Annotated in this window: 18 protein-coding genes; 14 read left to right on the forward strand and 4 right to left on the reverse strand. The window is 29.7% G+C overall.

The window, feature by feature from the left end:
• Positions 1 to 486 precede the first annotated feature (486 nt).
• The 7 genes from ASC44_RS10860 (at position 487) to ASC44_RS10890 (ending at position 4423) form a co-directional block, all read left to right on the forward strand.
• Complete coding sequence (locus tag ASC44_RS10860; protein WP_055447624.1) at positions 487 to 669, forward strand: hypothetical protein; 183 nt, start codon at positions 487 to 489, stop codon at positions 667 to 669.
• Between the two features lie 57 nt (positions 670 to 726).
• Positions 727 to 909, forward strand: coding sequence for a hypothetical protein (locus ASC44_RS10865; RefSeq protein ID WP_055447624.1), 183 nt, complete (start codon positions 727 to 729; stop codon positions 907 to 909).
• A gap of 57 nt (positions 910 to 966) precedes the next feature.
• Entirely contained in the window at positions 967 to 1149 is a 183-nt protein-coding gene (locus ASC44_RS10870) for a hypothetical protein (RefSeq protein WP_055447624.1), read from the forward strand.
• Positions 1150 to 1206: 57 nt separating this feature from the next.
• Positions 1207 to 1389, forward strand: coding sequence for a hypothetical protein (locus ASC44_RS10875; protein WP_055447625.1), 183 nt, complete (start codon positions 1207 to 1209; stop codon positions 1387 to 1389).
• 57 nt (positions 1390 to 1446) lie between these two features.
• Positions 1447 to 1629 (forward strand): hypothetical protein, encoded by a 183-nt coding sequence (locus tag ASC44_RS10880; RefSeq protein ID WP_055447626.1) that lies wholly within the window; start codon positions 1447 to 1449, stop codon positions 1627 to 1629.
• A gap of 78 nt (positions 1630 to 1707) precedes the next feature.
• Positions 1708 to 3723, forward strand: a complete 2016-nt coding sequence (locus ASC44_RS10885) for a tetratricopeptide repeat-containing sensor histidine kinase (protein WP_055447627.1) — start codon at positions 1708 to 1710, stop codon at positions 3721 to 3723.
• Between the two features lie 19 nt (positions 3724 to 3742).
• Complete coding sequence (locus ASC44_RS10890) at positions 3743 to 4423, forward strand: response regulator (protein ID WP_055447628.1); 681 nt, start codon at positions 3743 to 3745, stop codon at positions 4421 to 4423.
• Between the two features lie 267 nt (positions 4424 to 4690).
• Here the strand turns inward: ASC44_RS10890 and ASC44_RS10895 are convergent, their stop codons facing one another.
• Positions 4691 to 5188 carry a DUF456 domain-containing protein gene (locus tag ASC44_RS10895; RefSeq protein ID WP_055447629.1) on the reverse strand — a complete coding sequence of 166 codons (498 nt, stop codon included), beginning with the start codon at positions 5186 to 5188 and terminating at the stop codon, positions 4691 to 4693.
• A gap of 146 nt (positions 5189 to 5334) precedes the next feature.
• Between ASC44_RS10895 and ASC44_RS10900 the strand changes: the two genes are divergently transcribed.
• From ASC44_RS10900 to ASC44_RS10920, 5 genes are all read left to right on the forward strand, one after another.
• Positions 5335 to 5700, forward strand: a complete 366-nt coding sequence (locus ASC44_RS10900) for a BlaI/MecI/CopY family transcriptional regulator (RefSeq protein WP_055447630.1) — start codon at positions 5335 to 5337, stop codon at positions 5698 to 5700.
• A gap of 4 nt (positions 5701 to 5704) precedes the next feature.
• A complete protein-coding gene (locus ASC44_RS10905; protein WP_083476278.1) occupies positions 5705 to 7498 on the forward strand; it encodes a M56 family metallopeptidase in 1794 nt (597 codons plus the stop codon).
• Positions 7499 to 7539: 41 nt separating this feature from the next.
• Positions 7540 to 8022: an energy transducer TonB gene (locus tag ASC44_RS10910; protein ID WP_055447632.1), complete on the forward strand. Its 483-nt coding sequence runs from the start codon at positions 7540 to 7542 to the stop codon at positions 8020 to 8022.
• Entirely contained in the window at positions 8019 to 9170 is a 1152-nt protein-coding gene (locus ASC44_RS10915) for a tetratricopeptide repeat protein (RefSeq protein WP_055447633.1), read from the forward strand. The genes ASC44_RS10910 and ASC44_RS10915 overlap by 4 nt, the downstream gene beginning before the upstream one ends.
• 170 nt (positions 9171 to 9340) lie before the next feature.
• Positions 9341 to 9817 carry an energy transducer TonB gene (locus tag ASC44_RS10920; protein ID WP_055447949.1) on the forward strand — a complete coding sequence of 159 codons (477 nt, stop codon included), beginning with the start codon at positions 9341 to 9343 and terminating at the stop codon, positions 9815 to 9817.
• Positions 9818 to 9996: 179 nt separating this feature from the next.
• On the opposite strand, the gene ASC44_RS10925 is transcribed toward ASC44_RS10920, so the two are convergent.
• Genes ASC44_RS10925 through ASC44_RS10935 form a run of 3 tightly spaced genes read right to left on the reverse strand, consistent with a single transcriptional unit; the run spans position 9997 to position 13023 of the window.
• Positions 9997 to 10872 carry a hypothetical protein gene (locus ASC44_RS10925; RefSeq protein WP_055447634.1) on the reverse strand — a complete coding sequence of 292 codons (876 nt, stop codon included), beginning with the start codon at positions 10870 to 10872 and terminating at the stop codon, positions 9997 to 9999.
• 55 nt (positions 10873 to 10927) lie between these two features.
• Entirely contained in the window at positions 10928 to 12052 is a 1125-nt protein-coding gene (locus ASC44_RS10930; protein WP_055447635.1) for a glycosyltransferase family 2 protein, read from the reverse strand.
• Complete coding sequence (locus tag ASC44_RS10935) at positions 12052 to 13023, reverse strand: lysylphosphatidylglycerol synthase domain-containing protein (RefSeq protein WP_055447950.1); 972 nt, start codon at positions 13021 to 13023, stop codon at positions 12052 to 12054. The genes ASC44_RS10930 and ASC44_RS10935 overlap by 1 nt, the downstream gene beginning before the upstream one ends.
• A 44-nt stretch (positions 13024 to 13067) precedes the next feature.
• Between ASC44_RS10935 and ASC44_RS10940 the strand changes: the two genes are divergently transcribed.
• Together ASC44_RS10940 and ruvC are read left to right on the forward strand one after the other, a co-directional pair.
• Positions 13068 to 13694 (forward strand): outer membrane beta-barrel protein, encoded by a 627-nt coding sequence (locus ASC44_RS10940; RefSeq protein ID WP_055447636.1) that lies wholly within the window; start codon positions 13068 to 13070, stop codon positions 13692 to 13694.
• Positions 13695 to 14249 carry a crossover junction endodeoxyribonuclease RuvC gene (gene ruvC / locus ASC44_RS10945; protein ID WP_055434809.1) on the forward strand — a complete coding sequence of 185 codons (555 nt, stop codon included), beginning with the start codon at positions 13695 to 13697 and terminating at the stop codon, positions 14247 to 14249.
• Positions 14250 to 14334 lie beyond the last annotated feature (85 nt).

Below are 14334 nucleotides of genomic sequence, written 5' to 3' on the forward strand. Positions count from 1 at the left end.
TGATTTCTGAAAAATTTTAAAAACCAAACAAAATATAGAAGAGGAAGTGTTAGAAGATTTTTTCTTTTTTTGCAAAAAAAATAGTTGTTTTGTTTTGATGAGCATAATAGTCCATCAATATGGTAAATAGCTTAAACCGATGAGAAGCTTTCCTTTTTTCTTCCGTTTACGGAAAAGAAAATCGGGATGTTTTTTTTATTTATAGTGTTTTTTTTACAGTTTAACGTTGTTTTAAATCATAAAATAAACAATTGCACACTTAATCCTTGCATTTATGCATTTAATCGATTATATTGATCTAATCTGCTTGTTAATAATATATTAGCGCCTCTTGTTGAATCCCTTCACAGTAATATGTGTCAATAAGAAATCCATTGTATAGACTTTCTGTCTATTTTACTAATTATTTGTTTGTTGTACTAATAAAATGGTATCATTTGCCATTTTTTTATATTTGAATTAATAGCAACAATAAAATAAATAATTATGAAATTCCTTAAACTAACATTAGTAGCCATCTTCTCTATCTCATTATTAACTGCAGTTTTGCCATCTAACGAAACAGAGCCAACAGTTGAAACAACAAACCACGAATTATCTAAGCCAAATATAGATATGACAGCTTTTATTGAGATTAAAGCTAAAAAGCGCGTTCCAACCGAAGGATAAGCTCTTTTGTAATTCTACCCTTACTACATAATTAATTCCCTTAATAACATAATCAATATGAAATTCCTTAAACTAACATTAGTAGCCATCTTTTCTATCTCATTGTTAACTGCAGTTTTACCGTCTAACGAAACAGAGCCAACAGTTGAAACAACAAACCACGAATTATCTAAGCCAAATATAGATATGACAGCTTTTATTGAGATTAAAGCTAAAAAGCGTGTTCCAACCGAAGGATAAGCTCTTTTGTAATTCTACCCTTACTACATAATTAATTCCCTTAATAACATAATCAATATGAAATTCCTTAAACTAACATTAGTAGCCATCTTTTCTATCTCATTGTTAACTGCAGTTTTACCGTCTAACGAAACAGAGCCAACAGTTGAAACAACAAACCACGAATTATCTAAGCCAAATATAGATATGACAGCTTTTATTGAGATTAAAGCTAAAAAGCGTGTTCCAACCGAAGGATAAGCTCTTTTGTAATTCTACCCTTTCTACATAATTAATTCCCTTAATAACATAATCAATATGAAATTCTTTAAACTAACATTAGTAGCCATCTTTTCTATCTCATTATTAACTGCAGTTTTACCATCTAACGAAACCGAGCCAACAGTTGAAACAACAAACCACGAATTATCTAAGCCAAATATAGATATGACAGCTTTTATTGAGATTAAAGCTAAAAAGCGCGTTCCAACCGAAGGATAAGCTCTTTTTTAATTCTACCCTTTCTACATAATTAATTCCCTTAATAGCACAATCAATATGAAATTATTTAAACTAACATTAGTAGCCATCTTCTCTATCTCATTATTAACTGCAGTTTTGCCATCTAACGAAACAGAGCCAACAGTTGAAACAGCAAACCACGAATTATCTAAGCCAAATATAGATATGACAGCATTTATTGAGATTAAAGCTAAAAAGCGCGTTCCAACCGAAGGATAATATTTTTTTGTCCTTTATAGTTACGGCTGCTTTTTTTGTTTTATTTAGTTTAAATTTGATAAAACCAAAGCCTCAACCTTGAGACATTCAATCTTTTTAATTTTATTTTTTTCTGTTTTTTTTTCTTTTGGACAAGAAAAATTATCGAATAGGACTTTAGATTCTATTTCAGCTTTTATTAAGGGCTCAAAAGATGTGAGTTTCACTTCCGATGAGCGCATTGCTTATGCTAATAAGGCCATTAGTTATTCTAATTCTTTTGGTAATGATTCAACATTAATTAAAAGTTATAAAGCATTATCCTCCGTTTATTTGAATGAATGGGATATTGAGAATCTTAAATCGGTTAATCTTAAAATTTTAAAATTAGCAGACAAGAATCGAGATACTACAGTGTCTGCCAATGCAAATTATATTTTAGGTTTTGCCTATCATGATGAACTAAGATTAGATAGCGCGTATTTTTATTATTCAAAAGCAGTAAAGCAATTTAAGGCTATTGGTAAAACTAAAAGCTATTTAGATGTGCTGATTAATATGAGTGATATTCAGCATACCGAACGAGACTACATAGGTGCAGAAATTAATGCGGTAAGTGCTTTAAAAACATTAGAAGACCTGCCCAAAACGGATGACAATATTGAGTTACAATGGTCTAGATATAATTTAATTGGTATAATTTCTGGCGAGCTTAAAAATTATGAGAAAGCATTAGAATATCATAAACTAGCTTTTAATGTTATCAAAGGACACCCAAAGGAATATTTTTATCGCGTTTATTCAAAGAATAATATAGCTTCTATTTATCGAAGAGCAGGAGATTATAAACAGGCGGTAGAATTATTTAATGAAATATTAGAAGACAAAATCCTAAAGACCAGCGATTCTTTGCGTTATGCGAATATTACGGCTAATTTAGGATATTCTCAATTTTTAAGTGGAAATTATAATAAAGAAACGATTAATGCATTGTTTAAAGAGTCGTTTCAGTTAGCAAAAGTATTAGATGATAAAATAGAAATAATGGCTACTAGTGCTTATTATTCAGAATTTTTGAACAAAGAAAATGAAAAAGATTCGGCTAAAAAATATGTAAACTTAGCATACAAAATAGCTAAGGATATAAATATGAACGACTTTGTTTTTCAAACCTTAAAAGTGAAATCTCAACTTGAGAAGGATTCGTCAAACTTATTTTTAAATGAATATATAAAATTAAACGACAGTCTAATAACAGCAGAGCGTTCAATAAGAAACAAGTTTGCAAGGATAGATTATGAAACTGATGTTATAAAACAAGAAAAAGAAGCTATTTCAAGACAGAATTTATGGTTACTAATTACCTCTATAGGCCTTTTGCTATCTATATTACTTCTATATATTATCAAGACGCAAAGAGAAAAAAACAAAGAATTACAACTTGTACAGCAACAGCAAGAGGCTAATGAAGAAATTTATAACCTCATGTTATCTCAACAAGATAAAATGGACGAAGCTAGAGCAATCGAAAAGAAAAGAATAAGTCAAGAACTACACGATGGTATTTTAGGAAGACTTTTTGGAGCGCGTTTAAGTTTAGATAGTTTAAATTATAGTACTACAGAAGAGGCTATAAACAATAGGTTTAATTATATAGATGAATTAAAGGGAATTGAGCAAGATATTAGAAAAGTATCTCACGATTTAAATACAGATTTTATTACCCAGGCAAGTTTTTCTGAAATGCTAAATACCCTTATTACAACGCAGTGTAATGCTTATAAAATTAATTATAAAGCAACTATTTCTGATAAAATTAATTGGGATGATATAACGAATATAACTAAGATTCATATCTATAGAATTGTACAAGAGTCACTTCAGAATATTTATAAACATGCCAAAGCGAAACTTATAAATGTAACCTTGAAACAAGAGGATAATTTAATATCTTTATCGATAATAGATAATGGAGTAGGTTACGATAAATCAAAACAAAAGGAAGGAATAGGTTTAAAAAATATTAAATCTAGAGTGAGTGCTATAGGAGGAAAACAAATTATTGACTCTCAAATTAATCAAGGCACAACAATAAATATAGAAATCCCAATTTAACATAGAAACCAGTTTGAAAATGGCACAAGAAACCATTAAAATATTAATGACAGATGATCATCCAATGATTATTGAGGGTTATCAAAATACATTATTAGCAACTAAAAAAGAGTCTCAAAATCTTATCATCGATTTTGCTACTAACTGTGACGAATCTTTAAGTTTAATAAATAAATCTATTGCACTAGGAGAGATTTACACGGTTTACTTCTTTGATATAAGTATGCCACCATCTAGTGACGGTAAAATTAAATCTGGTCAAGATTTAGCAATGTATGTTAGACAAAAATCTCCAAGATCTAAAATAGTTATGCTTACTATGTTCGATGAGTCTTATCGTATACATAGTATAATAAATAATATTAATCCTGAAGGGTTTTTAATTAAAAGTGATTTAACATCAAGAGAACTAGCTAGTGCATTTCAAGCAGTATTAAAAAATCCGCCTTTTTATAGCGGAACAGTAAACCAGATCATTAAGAAAACGAGATTTAGTAACTTAGAAGTAGACGAAGTTAACCATCGTATTTTGTATTTAGTTTCTAGAGGAATTAAAAATAAAGACATAGCAAAAGAAATGCAGTTGTCTTTAAGTAGTATAGAGAAGAAAAAGAAGCTTCTAAAAGAAATATTTAAAGTTGAAGAAGGTGATGAGAAAACACTAATTGAAAAAGCACGAGGCTATGGTTTTATTAGTTAAATAAAGTTTTTTCCTACATGTATGTTAAAATTTTAAACATCCACGATTATCTTTAAAACCTTAAACCTATTGGTTTTATTAAGTTTCTTATAGATTTAAAACTTATTGTTACGGTAAACACCGTAATTGTATAATTACATATCACTTAAATTTACCCTATCAACAATCATAGGTGACTGAATTCATAATTCAATTAGGATTTAGTTGGTAATAGCACATTTACACAAACCTTGTATTTTCTTAATGGAATTACAAGGTTTCTTCTTTTTAAAAAATCACACTTTTATAATCCCAAAAAAGCTTAATGAATAAGCCAAAGTATATTATAGCAACAATAAATTTTATAAAAGTACCCGTAATAAACCCAAGAAAAGAACCAAAAGCTGCTTTTAAAGCCGTTTTTGAATCTGCTTTGTTAGATAGTTCTCCTAAAAGGGCGCCTACAAAAGGACCTATAATTATACCTCCAGGAATTGGGGCTATTATACCAACAATAAGACCTATTGTAGTGCCTATCATTCCTGCTTTTGTTCCTCCAAATCTTTTTGCTCCAATTGCCGGGATAACATAATCTAAAGCAAAAACGAGTAATGCAATGGCTAATGTTATGCTTAAAAAAGTCCAGTTGTTAGGTATAGCATCTGTAAGATAAAGTAATAGTAATCCAACCCAACTTAAAGGAGGTCCTGGTAATATAGGTAGAAAGCTACCTATAAGTCCAACAATTATAAAAAGGAAACCAAGAATGGTTAAAAATATGTCCATAGCAGTGTTTTGTTATAAGACGCTTAAAATATTTAAAAGTTACATTTGTAACTAAAAAATTAGTTTAAACTAAAAAAATAGTTATATTTGAACTAAGTATTTAGTTTAATGTTGCAATAACCGAATTAAAAATACACCAATTTAAGATGAAACAACTTACAAAAGCCGAAGAAGATATTATGCAAGTGCTATGGCAATTAAAAAAAGCCAATGTAAAGCAAATTATAGAAGAATTTCCTGAGCCAAAACCAGCTTATAATACAGTGTCTACTATTGTTAGAATCTTAGAGAGCAAAGGTTTTGTAGATTATGAAAAGAAAGGAAAAGGTCATATTTATTTTCCTTTATTAGAAAAGCAAGACTATAGTAACCAGTCTATTAATAAACTCGTCGATAATTATTTTCAAGGTTCTTTTAAAAGTATGGTTTCGTTTTTTATGAAAACAAACGATATCAATTTAAACGAATTAGAATCCGTTTTAGAGGAAATAGATAAAGACACTAAAAAATAAAATTATGCTACATTATATTTTACAAACTATCGTGTTTCAGTTGCTGTTTTTAATGGTTTACGACTTGTTTTTAAAGAATGAGACCTTCTTTAATTGGAATCGGTTTTATTTATTGGTTTCGGCTGTGTTGTCTATAATGTTGCCATTTGTAAAGATTGATGCTTTTAAAACTGTAATACCAGAAAGATACATTTATACTTTGCCAGAAGTTATTTTAGGAAAAAGTAGTGCGACGGCAGTTACTAATGAAGCCCTTCTAAATACAGCAGGAACAGTATCTAGTGTTTCTTTTAATTGGAGCTATTTAATCTACTTAGGTTGCGCAATTGCCTTAGTATTATTTACTATTAAATTTTATAAGTTAATTGTAATGGCTTATAAAAATCCGAAAGTTAAGTTTGAAAAAGCCTTTTTAGTAGAGTTAGTAAATAGTAAACATGCCTTTTCTTTTTTTAATTATATATTTCTTGGAAGAGACATTAATACAGAAGATAGGCAATCCATTTTAGAGCACGAGTTACAACACGTTAAAGAAAAACATAGCTTAGATTTATTATTTTTCGAAATTTTAAAAATTATTTTTTGGTTTAATCCATTGGTTTATATGTACCAAAAAAGAATAGCCAATTTACATGAGTTTGTAGCAGATTCTAAAGCTGTGAAGTCAACGAATAAAGTTAGTTATTATCAAAACTTGTTATCACAAGTTTTCGATACCAAAAAAGTGTCATTCATCAATCCATTTTTTAAACAATCATTAATCAAAAAACGAATCATTATGTTAAGCAAATCAAAATCAAAACAAATTCATTTAGCAAAGTATTTATTAGTATTTCCAATGGTAATTGGCATGCTGTTTTATACGTCTTGTTCTAATGATGAGAAAATTAACCAGAATGTAGAAGTAAATTCTAGTTTATCGGAAGAGGAATTAGTAGAAAAGTATTTAAAAGAGGTTAGAATATTAAGTAATGACGATTATTTTTATAATATAAAGAATGATAAAACAAAACCTTATCATTTGATTCTTAATAGTAATAATTATCTTGAAAATTTAGATGAATTTGCTAGACATAAAGCGTTTAAAATAAATGGTTATGAAAGGTTTGGTTCAAAAGCATCCGAAGATTCAGTTAAGCTTTCTTGGTCGCAAACAATGCTAACTAAAATCCGTGATAAAAATTATGAAACTTATTTAGCTAAAAAGAAAACAGAGAAGTCAATGAAGGATTGGGAAAATACTTCTAGTGATGGAAAAATTAGGAAGTTGGTAGTCGATTTAGATAATATATCTATTGAAGAACAAAAAATAATTGATGATCAAGTGGTTAGAATAAATAATGATAGCTATTATCATACTCAAATTATTTCTGATGGATTAAGACATGAGAAAAGAGAGTTTAAAACTCAAAATAATAATGAAGAAATTATTGGTAAACAAATGTCTTTCGCAGTAATCGGTCAAGTTCCTGCTTTTCCAGGTTGTGATACTTCAGTTTCAAACGATATACAAAGAAAATGCTTTAGTGATAAAATAAATAATATAGTTCGAGAGAATTTTAATTTAAGCCTCGGAAAAACACTTGGTTTAGTTGGTAAACAGAAAATATATGTAAGGTTTACTATTAATAAAGAAGGAAATATTACAAATGTTAAATCTAGAGCTCCACATCCAGAATTAGAGAGAGAAGCTAGGAGAGTCGTTAAACTTATTCCACAAGTTGAACCTGGAAAACAAGATGGAGAGCTAGTTAATGTAACTTTCGATTTACCAATAAGATTTAATGTTCTAGAGTAATAAAAATTTTAGTAACCATTTTAATTAATAAAAAGAAGATTATGTTAAACAAATTAAACAATAAAAAAAGAGCAAAATGTTTTTCACTATTTACAATAATGATAGGGATGTTGTTTTGTGCACCTAGTTATTCTCAAGTAGACGTTGAAAAAGATAAAAGTGAGTTAGTTAATTTTGAAATTTTAGAAGTCTCACCAACACACTCAGATTGTGATTCGGCTGCTTCAAACCAAGAACAAAAAAAATGTTTTAGTGATAAAATAAATAAATTAGTTCGTGAAAATTTTGATTTAGATCTTGGTAAAAAACTTGGTTTATCTGGAATAGTAAAAATACATTCTAAGTTTATAATTAATAAAGAAGGAAATATAGAAGACCTAAAAGTAGTAGCAGAGCACCCAAAACTAAAAGAAGAGGTACGCAGGGTAATCAGTTTAATTCCACAATTACAACCAGGGAAGCAAAAAGGAGAAGCTGTTAATGTTTTATACAATTTGCCGATACAATTTAATATCCAAGGATGAGAAACATTTTAATAGCACTATTAGTCCTAATAACCTTTAAAACCGAAGCTCAAACTTCGGTTTTAACTGTTTCAGATAGTTTAATGGCAAATGGAAACTTCTCTAAAGCTATAGCATTACTTGAAAATAGTAACACCGAAAATTCCGCGTACAGATTAGCAAGAGCATACAATGCTATTGGTAATTACGATAAATCTATTCTAAGTTTTAAAAAAGCGATAGAAAGCACACCAGAGAACACCTTATTACAATACGAATATGCAAAACTATTAAGCAAAGTAAAAAAGAATACAGAGGCTGTTACTATATTTAATAATCTAAAAGCAACAGATAGTACAAATCCAAATTACCATTACGAATTAGGAGTAGTATTAGAGCGTTTAAAACAAACAGAAGAAGCTCAAAACAGTTTTAATACAACTTATAAGTTAGATAAAACACACCAAAAAGCAATTTATAAACTAGCAAAGTATAGTCTTAAAAGTAAAGCCTTCGAAAGGCTTGATACTTTAGTTGCTGTGGGTTTAAATAGTTATCCTAAAAATGCAGCTTTAACAAGTTTAAAAGCACAAAGCTTGTATTTGTTACAAGATTATACAAACGCAATTGTTTGGTTCGAAAACTTATTAGAATTAGGAGAAAGAAGTCAGTTTATTTTCGAGAAATTAAGCTTCGCTTATCGTAAAGATTTAGAGTACAAAAAGGCAATAGAAAACCTAAAGCAAGCTCTGCTTTTTCAGCCTAAAAATGCAGAAAACTTATACAAATTAGGAGGTTTGTACCAATTGGTTAAAGATTATAAAAATGCCGAAAAGTATATAAAACAATCACTTGAAATTCAAGATGTGCCTTTAAATAATGAGTATAGAAAATTAGCAACAGTCTATAATCGCCTAGAAAAACCGCAGATAGCAATTAAATATTTTAAAAAGGCGCTCAAAGAAAATCCAGATGACGAGTTTGCTAAATTCTACCTTGTAATCGCAAAATCGAGCTACTATAAAGACATGCAAAGTAAGATTGAGTTGTTTAATGTTTACATTAAAAACAACCCAGAAAGTATGTTTGTAGAATATGCAAAAAGGGAAAGATTAAAACTAAAACAAGAAGCATTTTTAAAAGTTGAAGAGCATAAAGAAGAGCGGTAATATTCTTACTAATTTAGGCACTACATTCTATATGTTTTTTATTGTAAATTATTGTTGTTTAACCTAAGTGTCTATAAACCGAAGGCATAAGTTTTTGGTTTTTTTATTTTTAAGATAATATATTGTACTTTTCGGTTTTATATCAATCTAAATTGGTGTTAATTAAAGCCATGCAAAAATTATTTGTTTTTTTATTAATTATATCCGCAACTTCTTGCGAGTATTTTAATGCAAAAAAAATAACATCGGAATCGATCTATAATGAAGAATTAAAAATGGTTAATTGGAATGCTGTAGATACCTATCCAACCTTTTCTGTCTGCGATACTTTTGAAACAAAGAATGAAAAGAAAACGTGTTTTGAAAATACATTATCACAACACATTACCTCAAGCTTGCAAAATGAAGCAATTGTAGTTTCTCAAGATATTGAAGATACTGTGGTGTTAGAGTTTCAGATTTCTGAACTTGGAGAGATTACAGTTAAACACATTAATTTAAACGCAGTTACAGTCTTAGAGATTCCTGAAATTAAAAACATGATAGCAAGTAGTCTAAATACGCTACCTCAAGTTTTTCCAGCAATTAAACGTAACCAGCCAGTAAGAACAGAGTTTAAACTACCTATTGTTATTGCAGTAAACTAAAAGCACCAAGAAAAAACCTTTTGCAATAGCATATAATGGCACTAATTTGTAAACTCATTTTTCCTTAACAGAAACTATAATGCTAATCATAATAGCAGAAACCGTCATTCTTCTTTTTGAAGTATAATTGTCTTCCCAAAATAAGGAGTAAAATCGGGATTAGATATTTTAAAAGCGAACTATAAGTTAAACTTATACCCAACGGCAAAGTCAACAGGAAAGTTGTCTTGAGAGTCTAAAGCAGCCGCTATAATAGAATCGTAAACTAAAGTTAAATAGCCTTTGCCTAGTTTAATATCTGCGCCTAAACCAAAAATAAAAGGAACGTCGAAAGCTGTAGAGGTATCTTCAATTGTTATAAAAGCGTTCGAATCACTTGGATCTGCAATTGTAGATGTTATTTTAGAGCTTGTAAAAGTGGCAAATTTTGTTTGTGCATAAATATTAAAACTCGCTTTACTAATAAAACGGAAGCGATATCCCAAAGCGACCTGTGTAGCAGAATATTTAAAATCATCATTATCCGTTGTATGTCTTACATTTAAAAAACCAGCATGCCTAGAAGCTACATTGTCCGAAACGGCTTCAAGTTCTGTTCCAAAAAGTGCTGTTTTTTGGTTGTTAGGGTTTTTGTTAAATGGGCTATTAGTAACACCTCCAAAGATACCTAGCCTAAGCTTTACTTTAGACTTTGGTTCGCTTGAAACGTAATTAGAATCTATAGAGCCGTTGTATTTATCAATAAACGATTTAAGGCTATAAGTTGTTAATTTAACTTTAGAGGTATTCATAGACGTTAAGTCTTCGAGTACAGATTTGTACTCTTCTTGGTATTTATTATCCGTATCCTTAGTATTGTTAAGTTCTGTAATTTTCCCGTTTTTGGTTTTTATGAAATAGCGATATTGCTCGTTTATGGTATTCCAAAGTAAGTCTAAAGTGCCTTCTGTCTCAGTTTTAAGTGCTAAGGTTTCATTTCCAACAGTGTAGGTTTGTTGTGCAAAGGTCCATGTGGTAAATGATAGAAAGACGAGTAACAAGATGAATTTTTTCATAATAAAATAGATTTGGTTCTTAGGGTAAATGTATTAATTTAAACTGACTTTTATATTACTTCCTAAAACTTCTACCTTTCCATTTATACGTTGTAAATAAAGATATAAAGGCAATATAAACGCTAAAGAAAGGATATAAAATACTAGAAAATAGAAAACTTGATAGTTGGCTTTCTTGCTCAAAAAAGCGTGCAGTTTTAAAAAGAAGCAAAAAATCGACTAGACTTTTTATTATAAAAACATAAAGTAATGGTTTAGGTTGAAGTAATCCAAGTAATACAAAAGTAAAGCTACTAACTAAAACAGCATTCATTAACAGCACAATTAATCCAACTACTTTGCCAAAAACAGAATTGTAACTAGATGTTTTTGCTGCCCAACGTTTGCGTTGTGCTATTAGTGTTTTAAATGTTGGTTGCGCTTTCGTTTTTACAATTACAGATTTGGATTTTAAAAATTGAACATCATTTTTATTGCTGTTAATTGCTTTTTGAAGTAGAAAAATATCGTCTCCACTTGCAATGTTATTATTGCCATTAAAACCATTAAGTTCTAAAAAAAGATCCTTTTTATAAGCCAAATTTGCGCCATTACATAAAAATGGTTTGCCTATACCAAAACCACCAATGGTTGCACCAATTAAACTTAAAAAATCTAAGAGTTGGAATCGTTTTAAAAATGAATTGACCTCATGGTAAGTAACAGGAGCAGCAACCATTTTACATTGTTCTCTTTGTATGAAATGATCCAGAGTGTCCAACCAAAATTTTGGGAGTACACAATCTGCATCTGTAGTAACAATCCAATCGTGTTTAGCAGTTTTTATGGCCGAAGTAATGGCGTCCTTTTTAGGTGAGTTTGATACTCTAACGTTATTAATTATCTGTGAGTCATTTGGAAATGATGTGAGAAAGCGCATTATTAAGTTAACTGAAGCATCATTAGACTCATCATCGACAAAAATAAATTCGTAATGCGATTTCGGGTAATTCAATATGTTGATTGAAGCAAGCAAATCTGGTAGGTTTTTAGCTTCATTTCTAAACGGAATGATGACCGAGAATTTAGTTTCAGGTTTTAAGTCTTCAGCTTTAAAATCTTCAACTTTATCAAAACCAAAAGCAAGCCATAAAATTAATAGCAAGTAGAAAATAGTTATGATTATTAAAGTAGAAATCATTATAAATCGTTTTGTTTATCAAAGTTAAAACTAAGCACATAATAGCTTCCAAAAATACTTGGTAATACAAAGTTTAAAAACCACATGGTTGTAATGATACAGAGTATAGTAAATTCATTCACACCTGCAAAAGAAAATAAATAAACAGCAACACTACCTTTTACAACCACATCGAATATAAATATTGAAGGAATAACAGATGCTAATAAGTACATGGAAGTTATAATTATCATAGCATCTTTATAATTAAGCTGCACTCCAAAAAGATGTAATAAATAATAAAATTGAAACGAAAATACTAAGTAGCGTAGTGTTGAAATTAGAAAAGTAAGTACACTAATTTTAAAGGGCAACTCTGTAATAAACCGCTTTACTTTTTTAATTAAAATTCCTTGTATCCTATACCTTTTCTGTTTTAAACCGAAGAGTAGAAAGGCCAAAATTACGAGAATAATAATAAGGAATTTGGAAACTTTGTGCGTGTTAATTTCAATAGGATAATATTGCAGAAATAATATAAGGCCTATAGTACCTAAAATAACAGTAACTGCCATTTGCATCATGTTACCTATAAGGTTTAAAAGTAAAATACGCTTTCTATAAAGCTTTTTAAAATAGATGGCTTTTGCTCCATATTCGCCAATGCGGTTTGGTGTAAAGAGTGATGCTGTAAGCGATCCTAAACTTTGTTGTAAAGCTTCAGGGAAAGTGATTTTTTTAATAGAAGAAACTAATATTTTCCATTTCGATATTTCTAAAAATGAATTAATAACACTTAAAAACAGTAATGAAATAATATTTTTAGTTGAAAAAATCTTGTTTTCAGTTAAAAAGGTGGCAAATTCAGAAAGATCTAAAGAGTTGTTATTTACTAATTTGTTGTAAATAAAATAAAAAGCACCAACAACAATGCTTAATTTAATAAGTACAAAAAAGAATTGTTTAGTTTTGTATGATAAAGCGTTGTGCAAAGCGTTATATAATGGTGCTTGCAAATTAAACCAAATATTATAGAATGATGTCCAAATTTAATTACTATTGTCTTTTAGTCCTATTTTTAGTGAGTACTTTAGGTTTCTCTCAACAAGAAACTAGTAAATGGAAAGCAATATTTGCAGTAGGTTTAAATAGTCCGTCGCAATCAGGCTTAATAGAACCATTTGAAGCAAAAGGAGCTAATTTTCCTACCATTAACTTAGGTGTACAACATATGTTTAAACCCAAATTAGGTGTTAAGGTTGATTTTGGTTATAACCGTTTTTCGAATGCGGACAATACATTAGATTTTAAAGTAAACTACACTAGAATAAATGCGCAGTTTGTTTACGATACAGCAGGAGATTTTACTTTTCTTCCAATAGAAATGGGTATTATGCTGCATGCAGGTCCAGGTTACACCATGATAAAACCTTTAGATATTTATAGAGAAAATACAAATTCATATTTAAATGCAATGGCAGGAATAGAATTACATTATGGTATTTCTAGAACAGTTTCATTATTTGTAGATGGTTCTTATATTTTGGGATTTGCAAAAGAATTCGATCCGGTAATAGATGGTGCAGGTAGTTTTAATGGAAATATGCTTAACGTAACTGTTGGCGCTTCAATTTCTTTAAGTGGTTGTAGAACTTGTAATTAAATGGCAGAAGAAAAAATAATATTAGGTATCGATCCAGGAACTACAATTATGGGTTTCGGACTTATAAAAGTAGTGAATAAAAAGATGCATTTTTTGCAACTTAACGAACTCGATCTAAAAAAGTACGATGACCATTATCTTAAACTTAAACTTATTTTCGAGCGTACTATCGAGTTAATAGACACGCATCATCCAGACGAAATAGCGATAGAAGCACCATTTTTTGGTAAAAACGTACAAAGTATGTTAAAGCTTGGTCGTGCGCAAGGTGTTGCTATGGCAGCAGGTTTGTCTCGCGAAGTTTCGATTACGGAATATGCACCAAAGAAAATTAAAATGGCAATTACAGGAAATGGTAATGCAAGTAAAGAGCAGGTTGCTAAAATGCTGCAAAGTATGCTTGGATTAAAAACCATACCTAAAAACTTAGATTCTATGGATGGTTTAGCTGCAGCAGTTTGCCATTTTTATAATCAAGGTCGTGTTGAGATTGGTAAAAGTTATTCTGGTTGGAGTGCTTTTGTTAAGCAGAATGAGAAGAGAGTTAAGAAGTAAGTTTTGTCTTTGCGCAAAATATGGCTTGGAATATTAAATATTATTATTATAATCCAAACGAGTATAAATCTATTCTAGATTTTAT

Origin of the sequence: Lacinutrix mariniflava (assembly GCF_001418015.1) — a bacterium.
Classification (GTDB): domain Bacteria; phylum Bacteroidota; class Bacteroidia; order Flavobacteriales; family Flavobacteriaceae; genus Lacinutrix; species Lacinutrix mariniflava.

Excerpts from the sequence above, each read along its gene's own strand:
- ASC44_RS10900 (WP_055447630.1), top strand. The coding sequence starts at position 5,335 with ATGAAACAACTTACAAAAGCCGAAGAAGATATTATGCAAGTGCTATGG.
- ASC44_RS10915 (WP_055447633.1), top strand. The coding sequence starts at position 8,019 with ATGAGAAACATTTTAATAGCACTATTAGTCCTAATAACCTTTAAAACC.
- ruvC (WP_055434809.1), top strand. The coding sequence starts at position 13,695 with ATGGCAGAAGAAAAAATAATATTAGGTATCGATCCAGGAACTACAATT.
- ASC44_RS10880 (WP_055447626.1), top strand. The coding sequence starts at position 1,447 with ATGAAATTATTTAAACTAACATTAGTAGCCATCTTCTCTATCTCATTA.
- ASC44_RS10870 (WP_055447624.1), top strand. The coding sequence starts at position 967 with ATGAAATTCCTTAAACTAACATTAGTAGCCATCTTTTCTATCTCATTG.
- ASC44_RS10905 (WP_083476278.1), top strand. The coding sequence starts at position 5,705 with ATGCTACATTATATTTTACAAACTATCGTGTTTCAGTTGCTGTTTTTA.
- ASC44_RS10930 (WP_055447635.1), bottom strand. The coding sequence starts at position 12,052 with ATGATTTCTACTTTAATAATCATAACTATTTTCTACTTGCTATTAATT.
- ASC44_RS10890 (WP_055447628.1), top strand. The coding sequence starts at position 3,743 with ATGGCACAAGAAACCATTAAAATATTAATGACAGATGATCATCCAATG.
- ASC44_RS10925 (WP_055447634.1), bottom strand. The coding sequence starts at position 10,872 with ATGAAAAAATTCATCTTGTTACTCGTCTTTCTATCATTTACCACATGG.
- ASC44_RS10895 (WP_055447629.1), bottom strand. The coding sequence starts at position 5,188 with ATGGACATATTTTTAACCATTCTTGGTTTCCTTTTTATAATTGTTGGA.
- ASC44_RS10875 (WP_055447625.1), top strand. The coding sequence starts at position 1,207 with ATGAAATTCTTTAAACTAACATTAGTAGCCATCTTTTCTATCTCATTA.
- ASC44_RS10865 (WP_055447624.1), top strand. The coding sequence starts at position 727 with ATGAAATTCCTTAAACTAACATTAGTAGCCATCTTTTCTATCTCATTG.
- ASC44_RS10920 (WP_055447949.1), top strand. The coding sequence starts at position 9,341 with ATGCAAAAATTATTTGTTTTTTTATTAATTATATCCGCAACTTCTTGC.
- ASC44_RS10860 (WP_055447624.1), top strand. The coding sequence starts at position 487 with ATGAAATTCCTTAAACTAACATTAGTAGCCATCTTCTCTATCTCATTA.
- ASC44_RS10940 (WP_055447636.1), top strand. The coding sequence starts at position 13,068 with ATGATGTCCAAATTTAATTACTATTGTCTTTTAGTCCTATTTTTAGTG.
- ASC44_RS10910 (WP_055447632.1), top strand. The coding sequence starts at position 7,540 with ATGTTAAACAAATTAAACAATAAAAAAAGAGCAAAATGTTTTTCACTA.